The 21,985-nt window shown below is 54.6% G+C and carries 20 protein-coding genes; 14 read left to right on the forward strand and 6 right to left on the reverse strand.

Going from position 1 to position 21,985, the window contains the following annotated elements:
- Positions 1–2: 2 nt before the first annotated feature.
- The gene (locus tag EYC98_RS08585) at positions 3–2,225 is read right to left on the reverse strand and encodes a TonB-dependent receptor (RefSeq protein WP_279244936.1); all 2,223 of its coding nucleotides are present in this window, start codon (positions 2,223–2,225) and stop codon (positions 3–5) included.
- Positions 2,226–2,405: 180 nt separating this feature from the next.
- Here EYC98_RS08585 and EYC98_RS08590 point away from each other — a divergent pair, with 180 nt between their 5' ends.
- The 5 genes from EYC98_RS08590 (at position 2,406) to EYC98_RS08610 (ending at position 6,685) form a co-directional block, all read left to right on the forward strand.
- A complete protein-coding gene (locus EYC98_RS08590; RefSeq protein WP_279244937.1) occupies positions 2,406–2,846 on the forward strand; it encodes a DUF1330 domain-containing protein in 441 nt (146 codons plus the stop codon).
- Between the two features lie 88 nt (positions 2,847–2,934).
- The gene (locus EYC98_RS08595; RefSeq protein ID WP_279244938.1) at positions 2,935–3,930 is read left to right on the forward strand and encodes a haloalkane dehalogenase; all 996 of its coding nucleotides are present in this window, start codon (positions 2,935–2,937) and stop codon (positions 3,928–3,930) included.
- A gap of 51 nt (positions 3,931–3,981) precedes the next feature.
- Positions 3,982–5,025, forward strand: a complete 1,044-nt coding sequence (locus EYC98_RS08600; RefSeq protein ID WP_279244939.1) for a glutathione S-transferase N-terminal domain-containing protein — start codon at positions 3,982–3,984, stop codon at positions 5,023–5,025.
- 18 nt (positions 5,026–5,043) lie between these two features.
- Positions 5,044–6,264 (forward strand): acyl-CoA dehydrogenase family protein, encoded by a 1,221-nt coding sequence (locus EYC98_RS08605; protein ID WP_279244940.1) that lies wholly within the window; start codon positions 5,044–5,046, stop codon positions 6,262–6,264.
- A 25-nt stretch (positions 6,265–6,289) separates the two neighbouring features.
- On the forward strand, positions 6,290–6,685 hold the full coding sequence (locus EYC98_RS08610; RefSeq protein ID WP_279244941.1) for a hypothetical protein: 396 nt from the start codon (positions 6,290–6,292) through the stop codon (positions 6,683–6,685).
- Positions 6,686–6,717: 32 nt separating this feature from the next.
- Here EYC98_RS08610 and EYC98_RS08615 read toward each other — a convergent pair whose 3' ends face one another.
- Positions 6,718–7,329: a 2-hydroxychromene-2-carboxylate isomerase gene (locus tag EYC98_RS08615; protein ID WP_279244942.1), complete on the reverse strand. Its 612-nt coding sequence runs from the start codon at positions 7,327–7,329 to the stop codon at positions 6,718–6,720.
- A gap of 148 nt (positions 7,330–7,477) precedes the next feature.
- Here EYC98_RS08615 and EYC98_RS08620 point away from each other — a divergent pair, with 148 nt between their 5' ends.
- From EYC98_RS08620 to EYC98_RS08630, 3 genes are all read left to right on the forward strand, one after another.
- Positions 7,478–9,907, forward strand: a complete 2,430-nt coding sequence (locus EYC98_RS08620) for a putative bifunctional diguanylate cyclase/phosphodiesterase (RefSeq protein ID WP_279244943.1) — start codon at positions 7,478–7,480, stop codon at positions 9,905–9,907.
- A gap of 227 nt (positions 9,908–10,134) precedes the next feature.
- Positions 10,135–10,446 carry a hypothetical protein gene (locus EYC98_RS08625; protein ID WP_279244944.1) on the forward strand — a complete coding sequence of 104 codons (312 nt, stop codon included), beginning with the start codon at positions 10,135–10,137 and terminating at the stop codon, positions 10,444–10,446.
- A 263-nt stretch (positions 10,447–10,709) separates the two neighbouring features.
- Positions 10,710–11,663: a hypothetical protein gene (locus EYC98_RS08630; RefSeq protein WP_279244945.1), complete on the forward strand. Its 954-nt coding sequence runs from the start codon at positions 10,710–10,712 to the stop codon at positions 11,661–11,663.
- A 29-nt stretch (positions 11,664–11,692) separates the two neighbouring features.
- Here EYC98_RS08630 and EYC98_RS08635 read toward each other — a convergent pair whose 3' ends face one another.
- Entirely contained in the window at positions 11,693–12,109 is a 417-nt protein-coding gene (locus EYC98_RS08635) for a hypothetical protein (RefSeq protein WP_279244946.1), read from the reverse strand.
- Between the two features lie 167 nt (positions 12,110–12,276).
- On the opposite strand from EYC98_RS08635, the gene EYC98_RS08640 reads away from it, so the two are divergent.
- The gene (locus tag EYC98_RS08640) at positions 12,277–12,489 is read left to right on the forward strand and encodes a hypothetical protein (protein ID WP_279244947.1); all 213 of its coding nucleotides are present in this window, start codon (positions 12,277–12,279) and stop codon (positions 12,487–12,489) included.
- Here the strand turns inward: EYC98_RS08640 and EYC98_RS08645 are convergent.
- The gene (locus EYC98_RS08645) at positions 12,486–13,256 is read right to left on the reverse strand and encodes a transglutaminase family protein (protein WP_279244948.1); all 771 of its coding nucleotides are present in this window, start codon (positions 13,254–13,256) and stop codon (positions 12,486–12,488) included. The genes EYC98_RS08640 and EYC98_RS08645 overlap by 4 nt on opposite strands.
- Before the next feature lie 61 nt (positions 13,257–13,317).
- On the opposite strand from EYC98_RS08645, the gene EYC98_RS08650 reads away from it, so the two are divergent.
- From EYC98_RS08650 to dbpA, 4 genes are all read left to right on the forward strand, one after another.
- The gene (locus tag EYC98_RS08650) at positions 13,318–15,972 is read left to right on the forward strand and encodes a CehA/McbA family metallohydrolase (protein ID WP_279244949.1); all 2,655 of its coding nucleotides are present in this window, start codon (positions 13,318–13,320) and stop codon (positions 15,970–15,972) included.
- Positions 15,973–16,076: 104 nt separating this feature from the next.
- Positions 16,077–16,532: a carboxymuconolactone decarboxylase family protein gene (locus EYC98_RS08655; RefSeq protein ID WP_279244950.1), complete on the forward strand. Its 456-nt coding sequence runs from the start codon at positions 16,077–16,079 to the stop codon at positions 16,530–16,532.
- A 2-nt stretch (positions 16,533–16,534) separates the two neighbouring features.
- Positions 16,535–17,050, forward strand: coding sequence for a carboxymuconolactone decarboxylase family protein (locus tag EYC98_RS08660; RefSeq protein WP_279244951.1), 516 nt, complete (start codon positions 16,535–16,537; stop codon positions 17,048–17,050).
- A 129-nt stretch (positions 17,051–17,179) separates the two neighbouring features.
- Positions 17,180–18,604 carry an ATP-dependent RNA helicase DbpA gene (gene dbpA, locus EYC98_RS08665; protein ID WP_279244952.1) on the forward strand — a complete coding sequence of 475 codons (1,425 nt, stop codon included), beginning with the start codon at positions 17,180–17,182 and terminating at the stop codon, positions 18,602–18,604.
- 42 nt (positions 18,605–18,646) lie between these two features.
- Here the strand turns inward: dbpA and EYC98_RS08670 are convergent, their stop codons facing one another.
- Together EYC98_RS08670 and EYC98_RS08675 are read right to left on the reverse strand one after the other, a co-directional pair.
- On the reverse strand, positions 18,647–19,411 hold the full coding sequence (locus EYC98_RS08670) for an SDR family oxidoreductase (RefSeq protein WP_279244953.1): 765 nt from the start codon (positions 19,409–19,411) through the stop codon (positions 18,647–18,649).
- Between the two features lie 134 nt (positions 19,412–19,545).
- Entirely contained in the window at positions 19,546–20,313 is a 768-nt protein-coding gene (locus EYC98_RS08675; protein ID WP_279244954.1) for an SDR family NAD(P)-dependent oxidoreductase, read from the reverse strand.
- A 130-nt stretch (positions 20,314–20,443) separates the two neighbouring features.
- Between EYC98_RS08675 and EYC98_RS08680 the strand changes: the two genes are divergently transcribed.
- Complete coding sequence (locus tag EYC98_RS08680) at positions 20,444–21,838, forward strand: aromatic ring-hydroxylating oxygenase subunit alpha (protein ID WP_279244955.1); 1,395 nt, start codon at positions 20,444–20,446, stop codon at positions 21,836–21,838.
- The last annotated feature ends 147 nt before the right edge of the window (positions 21,839–21,985 follow it).

Here is a 21,985-nt window from a genome sequence, read left to right on the forward strand (position 1 = left end):
CGCTAAAACTCATACCGGACTGTCGCACCGTAGGTGCGTGGGGGCGCCAGGAAGTAGGCATCCATCCCGGTAAAAGGCAAAGTGACAACGGTTTGGCTGGCGTACTTGTCTTCGGTGAGGTTTTTGCCCCAAACAGAGATGTTCCAGTTATCGTTGCGCCAGCCCAATTTCAGATTGAGTAACTGGCGGTCGTCGAAATCCTTGGCTTGCAAGTTATCAGCGCTGGCGACATTGGTGCTGTGGTCATCCATGAAAATGTAGTCCCCGCGCAGGTAGATACCGCCGTCCGCGAATGGCAGCATCAGGGTGGCACCCAGGTTGCCGCTAAAGTCGGCGGTAAACGGTAATTTGAGACCGTCATTCGGTCCATCGGTAATCTCGTAATCGTGCATGTAAAGCAGACCTGCTCTCAGCATGAGGTTGGGCAGGGGCGCCGCCTCCACCTGCAGGTCCACACCTGATGTTTGTACTTCCGCTGCGTTGCTGACAAAGGTTCCCGCGCCAGATTCCAGTTGCTGTTGGTTCTGGTACTCCTTGATCTCAGTGTAAAAAGCGGTGGCATTGATGCGCAGGGTTGCATCCAGTAGCGTTGACTTGATTCCCAATTCATAGGTCAGGGTCTCTTCATCATCAAATTCACGGTCCTCCTCGCTGCCACTGACCGTATTAAAGCCGCCTGACTTGGTGCCGGTAGCCGCGCTTGCAAACACCATGGTGTCGTCACCCAAATCAGCACTGGCGCGCAGCAGCCAGTCAATATTGTCTTTACTGCGCTCGAAGCTGGCATCAATGGGGGTAGCAATCGAGTCCAGCAGTGACCTGCCCAATATAATGGCGGCGGGTGCGGTTGAATCAGTCACCGAAAGCAGGTCTGCGCGTTTTTCTTCGTCGGTCCAGCGCAGGCCGCCGGTAACGTGCCAGCGCTCACCAAGGTGCCAGGTGGCCTGTCCGAAAACAGCCAGGGATTCTGTCTCCAGTTTATTCTCGCCGCTGAGCGAATCGCCGGCCGCGGCAAGAAATCCTATCGGCGCCGGTAGCGGCAAGTCCAGTTGGCTGGCAACGGGTACCAGGTCGTCTCCGATAAAAACAAAAGCTGAGCCATCGCCGCGCTCGGTGGTCTGCTCGTAATAGAACAGTCCAACCATGTAATCCAGTGAGTCACCAACTTCAGCCGAAAAACGCAGCTCTTGGGATAGGCTTTCACCGGTATAGGTGTCGTCTACAATTGACAGTGCATCCAACTGGGAGCGGTCGGCATCGGTGCTGCTGGCATAGTCATACTGGTTCCAGGCTGTTATAGACTTGACGCTACCCCAGTCACCTTCATAGTCCACAACCAGTGAGGCCAGGTCCGACTCCATCTCAAAGGCACTGTCGACATCGACGGCTATTTCATAGTCATAGGGATCATTCTTGTCACGTGCCAGCCCCTGTGCCTCCAGCGCCGTGTTCACCACCTCGGTCTGGACCGCATCGGCGCCGCAGCAGGTGGTGTCGCGCTTTACGCGACCCGCGCTGAGCATTACATTCCACGCATCGCCTGGCTGCCATTCCAACTTGCCGCGCAAATTCCAGTCATCGGCATCGTTTAGATCAGCGCCGCCGCCATTTTCAAGGTAGCCGTCGTGCTTATGCACATTGCCGGATAAACGATAGGCGAGGGAATCCGACACCGGGCCGGAAATGGACGCCGTGTACCTTTGCATGGCGTAGTTGCCAGCGGTGATCTCGAGGTGGCCTTCCAACTGGTCAAAGTTAGGCGACTGGGTGATCACGCTGATGGCGCCGGCGTTGGTGTTCTTGCCGTAGAGCGTACCCTGCGGACCCTGTAGCACTTCGATACGCTCGATATCCGAGAGATCCGACATGCCCAGGCCGGAACGTCCCATAAAAACGCCGTCGATGAACAGGCCTACCGAGGGTTCCAGTGCGGGGTCCGTTTGTGCAGTGCCGATGCCCCTGATGGTCATGCGCGCATTGAAAGGGCTGATATTGGTGTTGATATTTAGGCTGGGGGTTAGCACCGCCAAATCCTGGGCGTCATTGATGCCGGCTTCGAGGATCGTGTCAGCGTCAAAGGCGTTAACTGTGACGGCGATATCCTGCAGGCTCTCAGCCTTTTTAGTGGCTGTAACTATAACTTCTTCTAAAACTCCAGCTGCAAGCACGCCTTGGCTCATCATGGCCAGGGCAGCGGCGGTGGCTACCGAATTTAGATTTTTCATAGCGATACATCCCTTAAGTTTGTTATATGTATTCGAATATCATATTATAATGGCACAAACTATGCCATATAATAAATAGAGCAATATTTTTGATAGATTATTTTTTTGCTCGATGTCAATTGAGCGGCCTGACGCGCCCAGTGTCACTCGAAGCGAGTAAAATTAAATAGAGGACGTATTATGAAGGTCGAAAACGCACTAATGCCTGATCAGGAGCAAGTCGCTGGGTTTTTTGAGCCGGGGGACGCGGCGCCGATCTATATGGTGAACCTTTTGAAATTCAAAGATCGGGCCGTGTACGCAGATGGACGCGAAACGAGCCTGAGCGGGAGGGAAGCGTATGAGCTTTATTCCCAGGGTGTCGTCAATTGCCTGGCTTTGGTAGGCGGCAAAGTTGAGTTTGCCGGTAATGTCAGTAGGCTTGTCATTGGTAAAGTAGACGACTTGTGGGATGAAGTAGCTATTGCCATGTATCCCAGTCGTGCGGCCATGGCGCAGATGATGCAGCTGGATGAGATCAAGGAGATCGGGGAGCATCGTGCCGCCGGTCTGGCGGGACAGCTCAACATTGAAACCGTAGTAAACCCTGTATTCACTAATCCGGGAACTGCTGCGCAATAACCATCCGCGCGCTGGAGAGATGATAATTTTTCTGTCCATATCTTAACGGCATACTATGTGCCATAACAAAGACAAGGTGAACTAATCTATGCAATACCAGCGGACCCCTGACGAGCGTTTTGAAAACCTGGAGGACTACCCCTTTCAGCCCCATTACTTGCAAATAGACGATGGGGAAGGTGGTGAGCTAAGAGTGCACCATCTGGACGAGGGCCCTGCTGATGGGCCCTTGATTCTGTTGATGCACGGTCAGCCCGCCTGGTCATATCTCTACCGCTATATGATTCCGCCGCTGGTCGCAGCCGGGTTTCGTGTGGTGGCGCCTGACTTTATTGGTTTTGGTCGCTCCGACAAACCAACCCGCAGGCAGGATTATACCTATGCACGCCATATTGCCTGGATGAGTCAGTGGCTAACGGCGCTCGGTCTCACGGATATCACTCTGTTCTGCCAGGACTGGGGCAGTTTGATCGGGCTCCGCATGGTGACCGCTTTTCCTGAGCGGTTTGCCAATGTGGTGTTGTCCAATGGGGGTATGCCGACCGGGATGATTCCGCCTGAGTATGCGGACTTCTTGAAAGAAGCTTACACAACGCTGCCTGTGGTCAAGGCTGAGGAACTGGAAGAGCGCTTTAATGATACCTCCGGGATACCCGGGTTTCTGTATTGGCGCAAATTCTGTGCTGAATGCCCCGACCTTGAAATTGGTGAATTGATGACGGCGGTAGCCACCTCGCCATTGTCTGAATCGGCGGCGGCTGCCTACAGTGCGCCCTTTCCCGATCAGACTTACATGGCAGGGGCGCGCCAATTTCCTAGCCTGGTACCTGTGTTTCACGATGAGGCCGAGGTCGAGGAGAACACGGCGGCCTGGCAAGTGCTGAGCAAGTTTGATAAGCCGTTTATGCTGGCGTTTGCCGATAATGATCCGGTAACCGCTGGTGGCGACAAAAAATTCCTGGAAACCGTGCCAGGCGCGCGTGGCGTTGCCCATCGCACCATTGAAAATGCTGGCCACTTTGTGCAGCAGGAGCAGCCCGAGCAGTGTGTGCAGGCGATACTGGATGTGATTAATGGCGGCTAATTTCTGGCTGCCGCGCATTTAACTATTTTTTGGCTAAACAGAGCATTCCTTATGTCTTCAGATGAACCTTTACGACTCGTCGGTGGAACCGGCTCGCCTTATACCCATAAAATGGTGGCGTTGCTGCGCTACCGGCATATTCCCTATGCCATTGAGTGGGGCGATCCGGCCAATTTTCTGGATTCTCTGCAGGTGGAGCAACCAAAGCCGATATTTATGCCGACCTTCGTGTTTCAGGACGCGGCTGGTGAGCTGGAAGCAGCCTGTGACTCGACGCCCATTATCCGACGCCTGGAAGCGATGTATCCAGAGCGCTCCGTGCTGCCGAACGATCCGGTGCTGGCGTTTCTGGACTACCTGCTGGAAGACTTTGCTGACGAGTGGTGCACCAAGTACATGTTTCACTACCGCTGGTATCCAGCAGCAGACGCCGACAACGCCGGCACGCTGCTGCCGCTTAGTGTGGATGTGAGTCTGCCTAGCGAAGCCCATGCGCATTTCAAGACCTACATAACTGACCGGCAAGTCGGGCGTCTGTATGTAGTCGGTTCCAACGACACCACGGCACCGGTGATTGATGCCAGCTATCGACGCTTTCTGGCGGCGATGGAAAGTCACCTGGGCAACCAGAAGTTTATGCTGGGCGCGCGCCCGGGCGCTGGCGATTTTGGATTGTTCGGCCAGCTCACGCAGTTGGTAGCCTTTGATCCAACGCCCCGGGCTATCGCCCATGAAGTGTCGCCGCGCACGGTCGCCTGGGTAGATCACATGCGCGACCAGTCGGGTTGTCATCCGGCCGAGAGTGATTGGCTAGCCCTGGAAGATCAGCCCGACAGCCTGCGCGAGTTGCTGGCGGAAGTAGGGCGCGTATACGCGCCGGCGCAATTAGCGAACGCAGAGGCAGTGCGCGCTGGTGAAAAGACCTGGGAGAGCCAGATTGACGGCGCTGCCTGGACGCAGCGGACTTTTCCGTATCAGGCTAAATGCCTGCAATGGACCAATGAGCGCTACCAGGCGCTGAGCACCGAGGAACGCGCGCGGGTTGACCAGCTGCTGGCCGGTACCGGTGTTGAGAGTATGTTGTTTACTGATTAAGGAATAGGGATACCAGCTATGGGTTTTGAGAAAACCGAACGAGTCATTGAGCTGAATGCGCAGGTAGAAGCCTTCATGCAGGAGCACATCTATCCGCGTGAACACGATTGGGAAGAGTTTACGCTGGACCCGGACAATCGTTGGCAGGTGCCAGGCTGGTTTGATGAACTGCGGGCGAAGGCCAAAGCGCAGGGCTTGTGGAACCTGTTTTTGCCGGATGACTACCAACCCTGGAGTCCGGGCCTGAACAACGTCGAGATCGCCACCATCTTTGAAACTATGAGCAAGGTGACCTGGGCGCAACCAGTCTTTAATTGTAACGCCCCGGATCGCGGTAACATGGAGGTTTTGGCGAAGTACGGCACAGCGGAGCAACAGGAACAGTGGTTGATGCCGCTGCTGGCCGGCGAAATCCGCTCTGCATACGCCATGACTGAACCACAGGTAGCGTCTTCTGACGCCACTAACATGGAACTGGAGATTGTGCGCGATGGCGATGAATACGTGCTCAATGGCCGCAAGTGGTGGACCACCGGTGCTATTAGCCCGCGCTGCAAGGTTATGCTGGTTATGGGCAAGTCCAACCCGGAAAACGACCGGCATCACCAGCATTCAACCATTCTGGTACCGCGTGATACCCCTGGGGTGAAGCTAGTGCGTGAACTGCGTGTGTTTGACAATTTGCATTCACCCGGCGGCGAAGCCGAGCTACTGTTTGATAATGTGCGGGTGCCAGTCAGCAATATGATCAAAGGCGAGGGTTGTGGTTTTGAGATCGCCCAGGGTCGACTGGGCCCAGGCCGTTTTCAGTATGCTATGACGTTTGTGGGCCTGGCCCAGCGTTGTCTTGAGTTGATGTGCCAGCGCGCGGAAGAGCGCGTGGCGTTCGGCGAGAAACTGAGTAAAAAGACCAGCGTACAGCATGAAATAGCGCGCAGCCGGTGCGAGATTGAACAGTGCCGTCTGCTCACCCTGCAGGCCGCGGATGTGATGGATAAACAGGGTGTGAAAGCCGCCATGCCCTATATTTCAATGGTCAAGATTGTGGGCCCCACCATGTGCCAAAACGTAGCTGATCGTGCCATGCAGGTATTTGGTGGTGCTGGTGTCTGTCAGGATACCCTGATTCCCACGGTGTTCACGCATGCCCGCTTCTGCCGTATTGCTGATGGTCCAGATGAGGTGCATATGTCGCAATTGGGTAAGCTCACCATACGTGACCTGGTATCGGCATCGTGAGGTGGCAGGCATGGGAGGTTTGCATATGAACCCCCCAAGCAGGGTAACCCTGAGCAGGCTAGCACTGCTCCTACTGTGCTTTATGAATACTGCTGCATTTAGTTCCGATGATTTGGTCGGCTTTTGGCAACACACCGAGCAACCGGCCTGGATCGAAGTGCGTTTCGATAGCGGGCAGGGTGAGGGTACGGTGGTGCGCAATGATGTTTACACTGGGCGCGTGGGCACAGTCCTGTTAAAAAACCTGGTTGCCGTGAAAGATAAGCAGTGGCAGGGAGAGGTTTACGCTGAGAAGTTTGGCGAATACAAACAAGCTCGCATCAGTCTGTCTAAACCGGATGTTATGGGCATCAAGGTCAAGGTGGGGTTTATGAGCCGCACCATAGAGATGCGACGGGTTAGTGCAGTACCGGAGAGCTAACGCAGAGTACCTATCCGCAGTAGGGTGGGCTACTAGCGGGTTCGCGTGACTTCCAGCTCGACCTGACCCAGGCGCTCTTTGCCAAAAAACATTTCATCTCCCACGTAAAATGTGGGTATGCCGAAGGTGCCGCGCTGCACCGCTTTCTCAGTATTACTGATCAGCCGTTGTTTGACCTCGGGTTGCTGGGTGCTGGCAATTAGGGCCTCAGCATCATAGCCAGCATCCGTGAGGGTGCTAGCCAGTATCTCTGGGTCATTTAGGTTACGCGGTTCTTCCCACATGTAATGCAGCACTTTATCCAGGTACTGGACCAGCTCATCTTGCCCTTGAAGCTCCATGGCGGCTGCTCCGCGCATTAGGGTGAGAGTGTTGATCGGGAAATGTGGGTTGAACGTGAATGCAGTGAGTTGATGCTGCTGGATAAAGCGCTGCATTTCCAGTTGATCATAGGCGAGCTTACCCTTGATATCACCAAATGCCAGCATCGGCGCCTGATTACCAGTGGCTTTGAATATACCGCCCAGCAAGCAGGGTACATAGTTAAAGCGACACCCTGTGCGCTTTTCAATGGCTCCCAACGCCTTGTGAACGAGGTAGGCATTGGGGCTTGCGACGTCGATAATGAAATCAGGCTGCAACATAATGGGGTACTCTTTCTGTGTGCCGTATTGATTTGGCGTCAGTTTGTAGAAAAAAAACGGCAATACCGGGAATATGTGATGCGAACCATACTATATTTGAGCGCCGTGCGCTTATAATCTGTGTAACACAGGAGTTACCTAATTCGTCATGCCCAGCCCCCGTGCAGCCGGCACAACAGAAACTCATGCAGCCGCTAATCCGGAGGCGGCTGGCGTGCCGATAGCGAGCCCACTTCGGCGTCGCGAGCCTTCGTATGTGGTCCTACGGGTGTACAATTATTATCGGGTATTCCTGTCATTTTTTCTGCTCTATATCTTCATTCAGGTGCCCGCTCAGCAGTTTGTAGGCAGCTTACACCCTGGTCTGTTTCAAAACTTGGTACTGGGTTATTTTATTGCCAACATTTTGATTGCCGTGGCCACTTTAGTGCTGCCACGTGTTTATACCTCTAGCAGTATTCCGATCTTTCTTGTTTTCTGCGCTGATATTGTTTTCTTTGGTCTGCTGATGTTCAGCAGTGGCGGCATTAACAGTGTGTTGGGCAATTTTTTGATGGTGCCAGTAGCATTTGCCGGGGCCATGATGTTGGGTCGATTCGCGTTAGCGGTAGCTTCCATCGCGACACTGGTGTGCCTGTTCCAAGAGTTATACCTGCATATCACTCTGGACCGCTTGACGTCCGATAACCTGGTGCAAGCGGGGTTTCTGGGCTTAACGTTCTTCATGATCAGCGTTTTGTTTCAGGTGTTGTATCGACAGCTGCGCACCAAAGATCAGCGCATTCTGATGCTAGAACGTGTGCGCGAGTTGGAGTTGTTGACGGCCTCAACCCAGCGCGAGCTGCAAGATTCTAATAGCTGGATGCAGGCATTGTTGCAATCAGCCGGCGACGGTGTGCTGGGACTGCAGTCAGATGGCACTATCTCATTCGCCAATGCTCGCGCGGCTAACCTGTTACAGAGCCAGGAAAGTGCTTTGCAGGGACGAAATATATTTGAGTTTTTTGTGCGCGCTGAATCGGATCGAAGCGATGCATTGAGCCGCGAGCCGGAGCCTGGCGAGCCGCGGCTATTGAGCTACCTGGAAGCTGCCGTGCCAGCCATTGCTTACGATTCTGAGCGCTGGCAAACGGCGGGCCATCATCCATTCTATGTAGAATATTCCTGCGAGCCGATGACTAATGGCGACGGTTTGGTGGTGATGTTCAAAGATGTTAGTGAGCGCCGTGATAAAGACGAAGAGCTCTATCGATTGGCTAATTTTGATCCGCTTACCGGGTTGGCCAATAGGACTCATTTTCAACACTACCTCGAGCGTGCTGTTGCTCGCGCAGAGCGCTCGCGCAAGAAAATGGCAGTGCTGTTCCTGGATATGGACAACTTCAAATATATTAATGACACCTTTGGTCACGAGGCCGGTGATCTTTTACTAGCGACGTTTGCGAGTCGTATAGAGGCAAGGGTGCGCAAAGTTGATATGGTCGCGCGGCTGGGCGGTGATGAATTTGCGGTAGCACTGGCTGATATTTCCGAAGACACCAACGCGGCTACCATCGCGGATGAAATACTGGCCGCAGCGCGTCAGACTATTGATTTCAGTGGTAATGACGTCAATGGTAACTTGAGTATCGGCATTGCCGTGATGGACCCCGATGTAGAAGTGCGCAGTGCCAGTGAGTTGTTGAAGCGAGCCGATGCTGCAATGTACAACGCCAAGGTCGCGGGCGGCGGTTGCTATCTGTTCTTCGAACCGGATATGCATAAAGCGGCTCTCAATAAGCGCCGCATCCAAAAAATGCTGGAACAGGCGATTCCCAAGCAAGAGCTGTTTCTTCAGTACCAGCCCATCGTCAAATTGTCCGACAGCAGTATCAAGGGTGCCGAAGCGCTATTGCGGTGGCGTCCCGATGACGGCGAACCAGTGCCACCGGATACTTTTGTGCCGATTGCAGAAAGCTCAGGGCAGATCAAAGAGATAGGCATTTGGGTGGTGGAAGAGGTGTGTCGTCAGCTAGCCGACTGGTATGGGCGATATAACACCTGGCATAACGTGGCAATCAATATCTCCACGCGGCAGTTGCGCTCCGATGAGTTCCGCAAGGCATTGCAGGCGTCTTTGCGTGATCATGGAGTGCCTGCAGAGCATTTGGAGTTGGAACTGACCGAAACCGGCGTAATCGATGACCCCAAGTTCGTCATGTCAGAGCTGACTCGTATCCATGATATGGGTATCAGAATATCTATTGACGACTTTGGGACGGGTTACTCATCGCTGGACTACCTGCGGCGCCTGCCGCTGGACTATCTTAAGATAGACCGCAGTTTTACTCTCGAAATCGGTCATTCCGAGCGTGCAGAAGAGCTGATCAAAGTCATGATCGCTATTGCCCATACCATGGGCTTGCAGGTGATTGCCGAGGGCATTGAAACTCAGGCGCAATTACAGTTTTTGCAGCAACTACACTGCGACTTTGGGCAGGGGTTTTTGTTCAGTCGTCCCACCACGTTGGCGCAGTCGGCGGCCATTTTCGTCGACTGCAACAGCGGCAGGCTGGTTGGGGGAAACCCTCCGATCTAACCCTGCCTTCCTGCGGCAAATTGAATCGCCATACATATAACCCCAAAAAAAATATGGTTTATTGATCCAGGTAAATGCATGTGCCTGTCGTGCGCCTGTAATCTAATAACATTAAGAGATGCATCGCAGGCGAAGAGCCTGAGAAGCGCAGGGAGCCACTTTACCAGCCGTCTGCATGCGTTGTGATCTTAGTCTTATTGCTGATTACCGATAGGAGGTTAGAACTTATGCAAACAACACATCTTTGGATAGGCACAGCCGGCATTATTGCGGCGCGGCGCGTGGCCCGTCAGCTGGCATTCACAGGCTCTACGCTGGTGTGCGCCAGTCTTCTGACTGCTGTGGTTTCTCTGTTGCTATCGCATGGGCAGGTGATATGGCTTTGGAGTGCGCTAGTCATCCAGTCCTTTGTTTTGGCAGGTGCTCTGCTGGTGGCGAGCGCCTGGTGCATCTGGCGCTCACTGTATTTGCGCGAATTAGCCAAGCCTGCGGTAACAGCCCCGGCGGCAGAAGTGAGAAAAGAACCCATCGCAGCATAGAGCATGCAGCCTAGGGGTACACAGGCTAAAAGAGGCTGGCACCCGAGCGTTCGCAAGGTCCTGATAGACAGAGTCTGGTTCCGGGTTCTGTGACTTCCCCCGGGAAAACCTTCACTAATATTTTAGGTATATTCCGTAAGCCAATGAATAATTTGAATAACTACCGAATCCACCTATACTGTCTAAAAGTTTAAGGTAAGGGCGGCGTTGATAGTTGTGTCTGGACTGCCATTACCGTTGTTGCGTTTTTTAAAGGATTAGCAGTGTTCGCAAAGTTTTTCCTCAGAGTAGTATGGGTACTGGCGACAGTAATGTCGGCCCTGGTCTACGCTGACGGTACCCAACTCAGCTACTCCTTCGAGCCTGCCCTGTTTAATGCACAATGGGTCGGCAGTGATAGCGAGGAGTTACAGGAGGCTCGTTTTAACTCTGGCCTGGGTGTCTCCTTGCGCCATGAATTGGTGCAAGTTGCCGTCGATTACAAGGTCGAAAGCCGGCTGCAAGATCAAGGTGCGCTCGACGCGCAGGCGGTTAGTCAAATTATGGGCGCCACGCTGCGCAGTGATGCGTTGAATCAGTTTTTGGGTGTCGACGCAGGCCTGGATGCGAGCAGTAAAGTCACAGCGGGTGGTGATGCCTATCGATATCGGGTTAGACCAGGGCTGACTACCAGTATGAAGGATCTGGCTGATCTTAGTGTGCATTATCAATATCAGCTTGATAAGACCGCGGCTGCGTCCGTTGCCAAGGAAAAACGTGGCGTGATTATGGGTTTGGCCGGCACTCTGCAGGGCGGTCGGCTTAGTTGGGATGGAGCGTGGGAGTCCTTCAATGAATTTGCTGACCGACTCACGCATACCCGCAGTACCGACGTGTTCAAATTCAGTACTCGCTATCAGGTTGCCAGTGAACTGCTGTTAGAAATGTCCAGCGCGGTCAAGCATGAAACCCGGTTCGTTGCAGCGGATAGCAGTATTAATTCAGAGCGGCTTTACAGGGCGGGTCTGGCCTGGACCCCCTCGGCAGAGTATTCACTGTCTTTTAAAGTAAACCGGCTCGACAAGACTCGGTATGACGAACAAGAAGTGTTTGGCAGTGGCAGCTTGAACTGGTTTCCGCAGCGCAATCTGAGTTTTTCGCTGGGTTATGGGGACGCGTTGATAGACGGCGAGCGTGGGCTATTGTTTAGTACCAAATTAGACCTCGATAACGGCTAGCCCCAGCGGCATTCTCAGCGTGTGATGGGTCACAGCGATTCGGCCTCTGCCCTTTCCAGCACCAGATTACGCGCCACTAAAAAGAACGCTCCTAAACACAACACCACCACAGGAATGGTTGATAGTACCGGCTCAGGGGTGCCTTTAAAGCTATGCAACGTGTACACAGCCACAACGGTGATCACCGTTGGCAGCAAGGTGGCGGTGGCGATGGCCGCGCCGGCGCGCATGGGCTGTTGCGCCAGCCAGCGGCAGAATTGCATGATAAACCCTGCCACGAAGAACGTGTACGCGGCCTGTTTTCCAGCTGCAGTCAGCGCAGCCAGCGGGCCGTGTCCGGCGTTGACCAGCCCCACCAGAGTCGACATCAGCAAGGCGCCAAGAATGGCAGATTTGATATCAAACCATTGGCGGCGTTGAACAGACTTGGCTAGGGTTACCGACATTAGGGAAGATTCAGAGGGGCGGATTCCCAGTTTAGCCGGAAAAAGCATGACGGGCTTCTCAAAATTGCCCTTTTTGGGGTGTGTGATTCGCAGTTACACTACTGTAAGCTGTTCAGCCGCTCGGGTAGCGACCTATTATGGGCGTCGGGCGACACAGGAATACCCTCATGGAAGTGATAGAACAGTCTGAAGTATCCGCCTCAGTGCGGGTTTCGGAGACAGAGGCGAAAATTCTGTCTTTGGCAGTAAGATACTGGAAGGACGCTATGGATACCGGGAGTCCGCTGGTATCTGATTTATCTGAGCGCCTGGCCATTATCAACGCTGACTTCGATGAGATATTGTCTGGCAATCCATCAGAGGATGAGACCGACAGCTAGTGCAACCGTGTCGGTGTGTCTTCTAGATCTCCCAGCCGCTGCTCGATACTGCGTCGGCTATTAGCGTCAGTTACCAGTTCCAGCGCACTCTCCAAATCCCTTCGCGCCATGTCATTGACTCCCACAGCAATCCACAGCTCTGCCCGCTCCAGATAGATGGGCAAACGCTCAGGCGTCACCGCCAATTTATAGTCCGCCAGTTCCAATGCTCTGGGCAGATTATCGCTGGCGCGGGCCAAGCCGGTGAGGTTGTTGAGCATGCGTACTACAAACAGCTGTGGCGTAGCCACGGAAAACGCTGTTTTGGGATCGAACCCTTGTTTGCGTAACCAGCGGTGCGATTCGGTTTCATCCACCAGTGTCATCGTGAATGGGTCTATGAGCACCTTGTCGACCGCCACGATAAAGTGCCCGGGGAAGTTAACGCCGTGGGCTTGCAGACCGAGCTGTTCAGCAACACCAATGACCATGGCTGCCAGGCTGATGGGTATGCCTTTGCGCTCGCGCAGGACGTGTTGAAGGTTGCTGTTGGCGCTTTGGTAGTACTCTGACGCACCTGTGAAACCTAACTCACCCAGTGCTGTTACCAATCCGGCAGCGCCACTATCAGACGCCATTCCTGCAGCGATTTCCTGTAGTTGCTTACGGCACCACTGACTGTCGCTGTCAGGGTCAATAATGTTTGATACCAACAGTGCGCCTTCGACCACCGAGGTGGGGTTATTGGCGTAACTTTTTAGGGCGTTTACTAGATTGGGATTGGTCATGCCAGCAGTGTAAAGTATGTGTCCTCTGGCTGCACCAGCCCCAACCGGGAAAAGTAAATCAATGATGGACACTACAATGACGCGCGGCGCTGCCTGTCTTTGCCTCACAATGACTTTACTGCTGCCGTGCCTGACACTGGCGGATACTGCGCTACGGGCCGAGCAACTGACCCTGGATAATTGGGCAGTGTTGCGGCCACAGGGACCGGACGCCATTGCGGGTATCGGTGACTGGGCGCTCAGTAATGGTCACTTATGCGCTGTGATTAGCGACCTTGATCACGAGAGTGGTATGACAGCCTGGGGCGGTGTTCTGGTGGATCTGGGTCATTGCGGGGCGGGTAATGATCAATGGCTGATGTCTCATTTGTTACCCAATATGGATACTGAATCACTGACGCGGCCTCACAGTTTAAGGACAGGATTCGGTGCAGCCAGCGCCTTTGTTGTGGTGCAGGGTCAGCAACAGGGGCTGCGCTTGGAGAGTCGCTATCAACTGGAGCTGGATAGGAGGGATACGCTGACGGTGGTGCATACCGTGACTCGGGTTGGTCCCGGTACTGAGCTCAATACACTGGCTACCATGTTCTTGCACCCATCGCGCTCACTGACCCCTTATGCGCTGAATACTGCGCAGCGGGAATACTCGTTGGGATTTGACTGGTTGCAGGTGGATCGTAGTGATGAGCAAGTGATGTTGCGAGCGATGCAGCCTGGCGATCTGACAGTCTTTATGGGTGCAGAAGCGCTGGACGCGCCGGTCAGCTACGGGGTCAAATTAGACAGCATTACTCGCCGCACACCGGCTGAAGATGAGCAGGTGATCGAGGCTTTTACCATTACCGATAGCGATTACTCTGTGTTCGGTGGACTGGCAGAGGTGCCGCTGGCAGGCTCGCGGAAACCGGGCATTTGGGAATTCCTGCAGAGCCGTTGGATGGATCTGGCACAGGGAGAGAGTCTGGAAATGCGCTTCAGTATTTTGGTCAAGCCAGATACCAGCGTCGCGCACATTACCGACGAATATTATCAGGGCGCAGTGATCACCGGCCAGATACAGCCGGCCAACGGACGGCTGCTGCTTAGCGACGCGCAAGGTCATCCGCTGACTACAGTAACCCCCGCAGCCGATGGACGCTTTCGAGTCAGAGTGCCGCAGGATGTCAGTGAGGTTGTAGCCAGGCATGTCACGGTGGGGCATGGCAGAGAGTACCGCTGGCGTGTGGATGCCGCCGCGCTTGATTCAGGCGAGCTGGAGGTAGGCGTATTGAGTGGTTCCAGCGCTGCGCGGGTGCAGTTGCCTACCGGTTATGCCATGCGCCTGACCTTCAAGGGCGTTGAGGGTACGCCAGACCCGTCTATTGGCGATGATTTCAGTGGCGCTAACAGTGCGGGTGAAACCTGGGACAATGGCGTGCAGACCAATAGTGTGTCGTTGGCGGGCACCGCGGGCGACCCTGCAGAGGTGTTACTGCCGGCTGGTGCATACCAGGTGTACGCCAGTCGCGGCCTGGAGTTCTCTGTGACTACCACGGAGCTAACGGTGGGCGAGGGAGACACCACCAAACTTGTCATTGCTTGGCCGTTGCGAGTCCTGGACACCCCGGGTCAGGTCAGCGCTGACCTGCATGTTCACAGTGCCATTAGTTTCGATTCAGCGATGCCATTACCGGAACGAATACGATCTTTTGCCGCTATGGGCGCCGAGATTCTGGTGGCCACCGAACATAATCGAATTTATGACTATAGCGACTTGGTGGCTGATATGGGGTTGGCCGATCAGATAACCCTGCTGACCGGTGTTGAATTTACCGGCATGGCCTATACCGAGGCAACGCCAAGCACCAATGGACACAGCAACGTGTTTCCTTTGCGTTATCAGCCGCGCGAGTTTAGTGGTGGCCTGCCGCGTCATGAAGGGGTGCGTCTGCGTGACCTGATGCAATGGACCCGCGAGCAGTCTCCAGATGCATTGTTTCAGCTTAATCACCCGCGGGTAAAAAATGCACCCGACCCGGGTCTGGCCTATTTTGATCACCTGGGTGTTGGGCAGGCGTTTGATCCTGAGCAGGCTATGACGGCGCAGAGTAATGTGGCGTTGTTGGAACCCAATGAGGCCGGGCTGCGTGATGCTGATTTTGATCTGCTGGAAGTGCTCAACGGCACTGATATGGAACTGTACCGGTTGGTGCGCGAGGATTGGTTCAGTTTGTTGCGGCAGGGCTTGCGTCCAGTGGGCACGGCAAACAGTGATTCACACAAGTCCGCGGCGCTAGTCGCTGTGCCTACCAATTATGTGTCTATGGAGATGGGAACTTCAGCGCTAGCTACCCAGGCGTCAATGTTGGCGGGTTTACGTGCGGGCAGGGTGGTCGGCAGCAACGGCCCGCAGTTGGCAGTGCTGATTGAGAATGAGCAGGGCGAAGTGGCGACGCTGGGGGACACTATTTCTGGTCAAACATTGAGCCTTCAGGTGGCGGTGGATGCTGCCGACTGGATTCCTGTGGATACTCTGGTTGTCTACCTTAACGGGGGGGTGTTCAGAACAGTACCGGTGCAAGCGGGTGATCGCGTCGATCTGGCATTACCCGGCGATATTAGTGGTTTTGTGGTCGTAGAGGTGACCGGGACGCCAGATGCTACTTACCGCGCAGTGCTGCCCGACTTTACCCCGCTGGCATTCAGTAACCCGATTTGGTTGGTTGGTGATGGTTAGCGGTGTGGCTGTGCTTAAAGTTTGGCCTTGGCAGATAAAAAATAGACTGCCAAGCTCAGGCCAGGAGTTTTATAGTGGAGTACTGTAGTTTTGGAGTGTCAGGTATGAGTTGGTTAGCAGACGCGGCTGACCGTCAGCAGGTGTTGGCGGCAATGCCGGAATTGGCGGCGAGTTACACGCAACTTTATGCGCAGCTGTGGACCCTGCCGCAGCTGCCGGCGAGTAGTTTAGAACTATGTCGATTACGTTTGGCCCAACTCCATAACAGCGCGGTGGAATGGCAAAAGTCTGAAGCTGAGCTGGCACCCGGTCAACGATTGGCCCTGGTCGACTGGCCCAGCAGTGAATTGTTTGATTCTGCAGAGCGCGCGTGCCTGGATTTTTGCGAGGTCTATGCAATGGATACGCAGGCGATTACCGACGCTCAAGCCGAGGCAGTCAAGCAACATCACGGTGATGCCGGTCTGGTTGCATTGGTAGAGGCTTTGGGCCTGTTTGATGGTATGACCCGGCTTAGCCTGTTATGGCAACTTCCGGTCTTACCGGTAGAGGGCCAATAGTCATGGCTTCAAAACCAAGGGTGACGGCCCCGGAACAAAAAACCGGCAATGTGGTTCGCGACTCGAGTCTGGCACTGGTGCCCGAGACGCTGGACCCTTATTTGGCAGTGAATGCTTTGATCTGGCTGGGTGGTCCGCTGAATGCGGCTGAAATCGAAATCGCGCGGCTGCGCAATGCGCGTACCGTAAACTGTGTATTTTGTCGCAATGTCCGCTATGACATTGCCATCGAGGCAGGCCTGGATGAGAGTAAGGTGGCCATGATCGAAGACGGCTTCATTGACAGTGCACTCAGCGATCGCGAGAAGTTGATTCTGGAATTTACGGACCAGTATCTTGGCAATCCTGCGGCTATTGGTACTGATCTGCAGCAGCGTCTGCTGGCGGAATTTACCACGGCGGAGTTGGTGCACTTATCCATGGCCATTAGCCACTTTCACGGATTTTCGCGCTGTGCAGTGTCCCTGGGCGGCATGCCCGATGATATGCCACGTATGGAAGTCTCATTGCCCGACTGACGCCAGGCGTCCCTGGGCAGTGCAATCAGTCATAGCCAGCCGTCTTTGGCTGCTGTATAACGACGCCATTCAGACCCGCGACCCGGCACGCCTGCCCGGAAACGTCGGGCTGCGGGAACCCGGGTACTTATGTCTAAGCAAGAGCAAGAATCATCAACATCAGAGCAATCAACGGCGAAGGCGAGTGACTTTGCCAGCTTGCCGCTGGACCCTGAACAGCTGCGTAATCTAGCTGATCTAGGCTACTTGCACATGACGCCGATTCAAACCCAGGCCTTACCGCCAGCCCTGGCTGGTAAGGATCTGCTGGCGCAGGCTGCAACCGGCAGTGGTAAAACGGCTGCCTTTGCGTTGCCGCTATTGAGCAGACTTAATCCGCGTGATTTTTCTACTCAGGGCTTGGTGATTTGCCCAACACGCGAACTGGCCACGCAAGTGGCGGCCGAGATTAGGCGCTTGGCGCGCTATCGTCAGAATATCAAGGTCGTGGTTTTGTGCGGTGGTCAGGGCATTGGTCCGCAGATAGGGTCGCTGCAACACGGCGCGCATGTTGTAGTGGGTACGCCGGGTCGCTTACTCGATCATCTGCGTAAGGAGACGTTGACCCTGCCACGGTTGCGCACACTTGTGTTAGACGAAGCCGACCGCATGTTAGAGATGGGGTTTGCCGAGGATGTTGCGACGATTGTGGCGGCAACTCCCACAGACCGGCAAACCCTGCTGTTCTCGGCCACTTACCCCGATAACATTCAGCAGTTGGGTTCGCAGCTGCAGCGGGATCCACAGCGCGTTACGGTGCAATCTGAGGAACCGCCCTCTACCATTGACGAAGCGCTGTATATTTGCAGCCCGGCGCAGAAGAGCGAAGTGCTGCTGCGTCTTTTACGCCACTATGCCGTGCCCACGGCTGTGGTTTTTTGTAATACCAAAGACACCGTGCGCCAGGTTACCGCCGAACTGCGCTCGGCGGGACATGCGGTAGAGGCTCTGCATGGCGATATGGAGCAGCGCGACCGTGATCAGGTTCTAATGCAGTTCCGGCAGCAGAGTATTCGTCTTTTGGTAGCCACCGATGTGGCGGCCCGGGGCCTGGATATAGATGACTTGCCGGCGGTGATTAATTACGACCTGCCGCGCAATACAGAGGTCTATGTTCATCGCATCGGCCGTACCGGGCGTGCGGGCAAGAAGGGGCTGGCGCTGACAGTGTTCAGCGACCGTGAACGTTTTCAGTTGGATCGCTTGAGCGAATACCTGGGCCGGCCGTTGGAGTTTAGTTCGGTGGCCGACCTGTCTGGTGCCGAACAAGCGATTCAGGCGCCAGACTATATAACCCTGTGTATAGCCGGTGGGCGTCGCGACAAAATGCGGCCGGGCGACATATTGGGCGCGCTCACCGGGGAGGCCGGTATACCCGGCACCGCAGTGGGAAAAATTGATGTGCTGACCATGAGTGCTTATGTGGCCGTAGAGCGCCGTTTGGCTGATACGGCGTTACAGCAATTGCGTAACGGCCGTATCAAAGGGCGTAAGTTCAAGGTGCGCAAGCTCTGAGACAGCTGCAGCTATTAGGCCGCAGGAGCAGTTTTCCTGAGCCTAGATGTGGTCTGTGCGTGAATGTGAGTCGAAGCCGCCGTCAATGAACAGCAGTGACCCGCAGACATAAGAAGCCTGTGGTCCTAGCAGGAACAGAATGCACTCGGCGATTTCCTGCGGTTTGCCCATGCGCTTTAGCGGTGTCGCATCCAATAGACTCTCAATCACTGGCGCCATAACGGGGTCCTCCAATAACGGTGCTGTCATCGGTGTTTCTACGGGGCCTGGCGCGACCGCATTCATGCGAATGCCCATTTGCGCGTATGCCATACAGTGCCGGCGCATCCAGTAATTGAGCGCGCGTTTGCCGACCATATAATGCATGCCGTCGTCTTCTTCCTTGGCGATGCGCAGTGCTTCTTCTTCGTTGCTTTCGAGCAGCGCATGAAGCAGATTTTCTTCGCCACTGGACATGGGCCCGGAGTTTGAGCACAACAACACGACGCTGCCTTTTTTCAACGCCAGCAGGTCTTTAAGACCTTCCAGAAATTCTACGGTGCCATAAAAGTTGACGGCAGTGATCAGCGTGCCAGGAGGGCCACCCCCGGGTACGCCTGCCAGTGGCACGAGCCCATCAAGACCGTCGGGGGCCATTTCACGCACGCCAGCTACTGCAGCTTGGCGACCTTCAGGGGTAGAGAGATCAGCAATAATATCGGCATCTTTGATGTCGACGTTAATGATGCGGTGACCCTGGTCAGCCAGCGCTTTAGCCAGTGCCGCGCCGATGCCTGAGGCACCACCAGTGAGTGCATAAGTGCGCATATTCGAACTCCCAACTTTTAGTGGCTGGCATTGGAGCATAGCCGCCTTGATCACACCAGCCCCTGTCTTGGCTGACGTCGCAATGGCCTAATATACTAGTCCATACTGCGGCGCCGGGCGTATCGGTGGCAGGTTTAGTGCATTGCCTTGCCGCCATCAAGCGGGAACACACAACCGGTGCAGTAACGGCTGGCATCGCTGGCGAGAAACTGCATCATATCGGCGACCTCATCAAGGCTGGCATAGCGACCCATGGGGATAGTCTCGCTGATGAGTTTTTCGTACTCGTCGGGTGTCATCCCAAAGTCCGCACCGATAGCGTCGGTCATGCTGCTCTTGACGGGTCCCGGTGCAATCAGATTCACTCGCACGGCGTCATCAGCGCCTTCCAGGGCGGTGCTGCGCATGAGGCCGGTGAGGGCGTGCTTGCTGGTTACGTAGCCCGACAGGTTGGCCAGGCCAAACAGCCCCGCGCCAGAAGAGGTTATGATCACTGAGCCGCCTTCCGGGTTGGCTTTAAGTATGGCCATGGTGTGTTTGAGTGTGATGAAGGTGCCCGTGACATTGATACGCATGATGTCTTCGAAATCGGCGGTAGCGTAGTCCTCGACGGCCGCTATGGGCCCGGAAATTCCGGCGTTGCTTAAGACAATGTCCAGCCTCTTACAGGTCTGCAGCACAAACGCCACGCAGGCACGCATTTGCTCATCGTTACTAATATCGGCGGCGTAATAATGGCAGTTTTCAGAGCCGATACTCGCGGCGGCCTGCTGCAGTCGCTCTTCGTTACGACCCACCAGTACGACGCTGGCGCCTTGCTCTATAAAGCGCTGCGCGGTGGTTCTGCCGATATCGCCGGCGCCTCCGGTAATCAGTGCTACTTTTCCTGCCAGTTGAGTCATCGATGATTTCCTTGTTTATGTCTTGTGGCATGCTACGCGCGGGGCTAATATTAAACAAGTTGGACTGTTTTTTTGACTTGTCATGCAACGCGCCCAATCCGTTTAGAGGTTGGCGCTAAGGGTAATTACTATGGGCGACTACAAGACTAAACTTCCGCGCGATCCCGAGCAGCCTCGCTCGCACGGTATTTCCTATCAAGAGATGCTGGACGAGGAGGTGGTGCCGGTTCCGGATGCGCTGCGCTCTAACACCAACACGTTTTTGGGGTCTGCTGACCTGCCGGTGGAACGCTATATCAGTCAGGAATTTCACGACCTGGAAGTGAATAAAATGTGGAACCGCACCTGGCAAATGGTGTGCCGCGAGACCGAAATACCCAACGTGGGTGATCATGTTGTCTATGATATTGCCACCTGGTCTATCTTTGTGACCCGCACCGAGACGGGCGAGGTAAAGGGCTACCATAACTCCTGCCTGCACCGTGGTCGTCAGCTGAAGGATGAAAATGGCCAGAGCGACGATATTCGCTGCCCGTTTCATGGCTTTAGTTGGAATTTAGACGGCAGTTTCAAAGGCTCGCCTTGCCCTTGGGATTTTGAGCATCTGTCCAAGGAAGACCTGCAACTGCCTGAAGTGCGTGTCGACTTTTGGGCCGGGTGGGTATTCATTAATATGGACGCGGATGCGCCTTCGCTGGAAGAGTACATGGGCCCTGAAATGCGCAGCCACTTTGAGCGCTGGAGTTTGGAAAACACTTTCAAGGCCTTGCACGTTAGCCGCATTATTGGCTGCAACTGGAAGGTCGGTTTTGAGGCCTTTATTGAGTCATGGCACTCGCTGGATACGCATCCGCAAATTGTGCCGTATACCGCTGATTCTAACTCGCAATATGACATTTATGGCGAGAACACCAGCCGTACCATTACCGCCATGGGGGTGCCTAGCCCACACACGCGTAATGTCACGGAACAGGAAGTGATGGATGCGCTGGCGGCGACTTCAGGACGCATGGCAGCGGATGAGCCTGTTCATCAGGTACCTGATGGTATGAGTGCTCGCGAGTTTATGGCAGAGATTAACTACAAAGAGTTCAGCGCGTTGGCCGGGGTAGATCTGTCTGAGTTCGCCACTCGTAGTGAGGTGCTGGATGCTATTTTGTATTCGGTCTTTCCTAACTTTGCGCCTTGGGCGGGCTTTAACCCGAATATCGTCTATCGCTTTCGACCCAATGGCGATGACCCGAATACCGCACTGATGGAAGTGATGCTGCTGATGCGCTTTCCCGAAGGTACCGAGCGTCCCGCCGACGTGCCTTGCATAGAGCTGCGTCCTGAGCAGCCATGGACAGATTGCGAAGAGCTGGGTGCTCTGGGTGATGTGTTTGAGCAGGATATGAAAAACGTTCCCTTCGTGCAAAAGGGTATGCGGCAGTCGAAGAAGGGCGCGGTTAGTCTGGGTAACTATCAGGAAGTGCGCATTCGCCACTTGCACCAGACTATCGACAAGTACGTCTACGGAGACTAATCACTGCGTCTTTATCACCGCGGGCACCTGTGCCCGCGGGCTATCTGCAAACCACGCTAAACCACTCCAAACCAAATTTATAAAAATTCTTTGCCCGTGTAGCTGGTTAGCGAGTGCTGATCTCGCTAGAATGCGGACGGAATTTTT

Source organism: Candidatus Litorirhabdus singularis (genome assembly GCF_026262625.1).
Lineage (GTDB): Bacteria > Pseudomonadota > Gammaproteobacteria > Pseudomonadales > Halieaceae > Litorirhabdus > Litorirhabdus singularis.

Bases quoted from the DNA above. Each gene is read 5' to 3' on its own strand.
- EYC98_RS08590 (WP_279244937.1), top strand. From the start codon at position 2,406: ATGAAGGTCGAAAACGCACTAATGCCTGATCAGGAGCAAGTCGCTGGG.
- EYC98_RS08675 (WP_279244954.1), bottom strand. From the start codon at position 20,313: ATGACTCAACTGGCAGGAAAAGTAGCACTGATTACCGGAGGCGCCGGC.
- EYC98_RS08655 (WP_279244950.1), top strand. From the start codon at position 16,077: ATGAGTTGGTTAGCAGACGCGGCTGACCGTCAGCAGGTGTTGGCGGCA.
- EYC98_RS08680 (WP_279244955.1), top strand. From the start codon at position 20,444: ATGGGCGACTACAAGACTAAACTTCCGCGCGATCCCGAGCAGCCTCGC.
- EYC98_RS08605 (WP_279244940.1), top strand. From the start codon at position 5,044: ATGGGTTTTGAGAAAACCGAACGAGTCATTGAGCTGAATGCGCAGGTA.
- EYC98_RS08625 (WP_279244944.1), top strand. From the start codon at position 10,135: ATGCAAACAACACATCTTTGGATAGGCACAGCCGGCATTATTGCGGCG.
- EYC98_RS08585 (WP_279244936.1), bottom strand. From the start codon at position 2,225: ATGAAAAATCTAAATTCGGTAGCCACCGCCGCTGCCCTGGCCATGATG.
- EYC98_RS08635 (WP_279244946.1), bottom strand. From the start codon at position 12,109: ATGTCGGTAACCCTAGCCAAGTCTGTTCAACGCCGCCAATGGTTTGAT.
- EYC98_RS08600 (WP_279244939.1), top strand. From the start codon at position 3,982: ATGTCTTCAGATGAACCTTTACGACTCGTCGGTGGAACCGGCTCGCCT.
- EYC98_RS08640 (WP_279244947.1), top strand. From the start codon at position 12,277: ATGGAAGTGATAGAACAGTCTGAAGTATCCGCCTCAGTGCGGGTTTCG.
- EYC98_RS08620 (WP_279244943.1), top strand. From the start codon at position 7,478: ATGCCCAGCCCCCGTGCAGCCGGCACAACAGAAACTCATGCAGCCGCT.
- EYC98_RS08595 (WP_279244938.1), top strand. From the start codon at position 2,935: ATGCAATACCAGCGGACCCCTGACGAGCGTTTTGAAAACCTGGAGGAC.
- EYC98_RS08615 (WP_279244942.1), bottom strand. From the start codon at position 7,329: ATGTTGCAGCCTGATTTCATTATCGACGTCGCAAGCCCCAATGCCTAC.
- EYC98_RS08610 (WP_279244941.1), top strand. From the start codon at position 6,290: ATGAACCCCCCAAGCAGGGTAACCCTGAGCAGGCTAGCACTGCTCCTA.
- EYC98_RS08645 (WP_279244948.1), bottom strand. From the start codon at position 13,256: ATGACCAATCCCAATCTAGTAAACGCCCTAAAAAGTTACGCCAATAAC.
- dbpA (WP_279244952.1), top strand. From the start codon at position 17,180: ATGTCTAAGCAAGAGCAAGAATCATCAACATCAGAGCAATCAACGGCG.
- EYC98_RS08670 (WP_279244953.1), bottom strand. From the start codon at position 19,411: ATGCGCACTTATGCACTCACTGGTGGTGCCTCAGGCATCGGCGCGGCA.
- EYC98_RS08650 (WP_279244949.1), top strand. From the start codon at position 13,318: ATGATGGACACTACAATGACGCGCGGCGCTGCCTGTCTTTGCCTCACA.
- EYC98_RS08660 (WP_279244951.1), top strand. From the start codon at position 16,535: ATGGCTTCAAAACCAAGGGTGACGGCCCCGGAACAAAAAACCGGCAAT.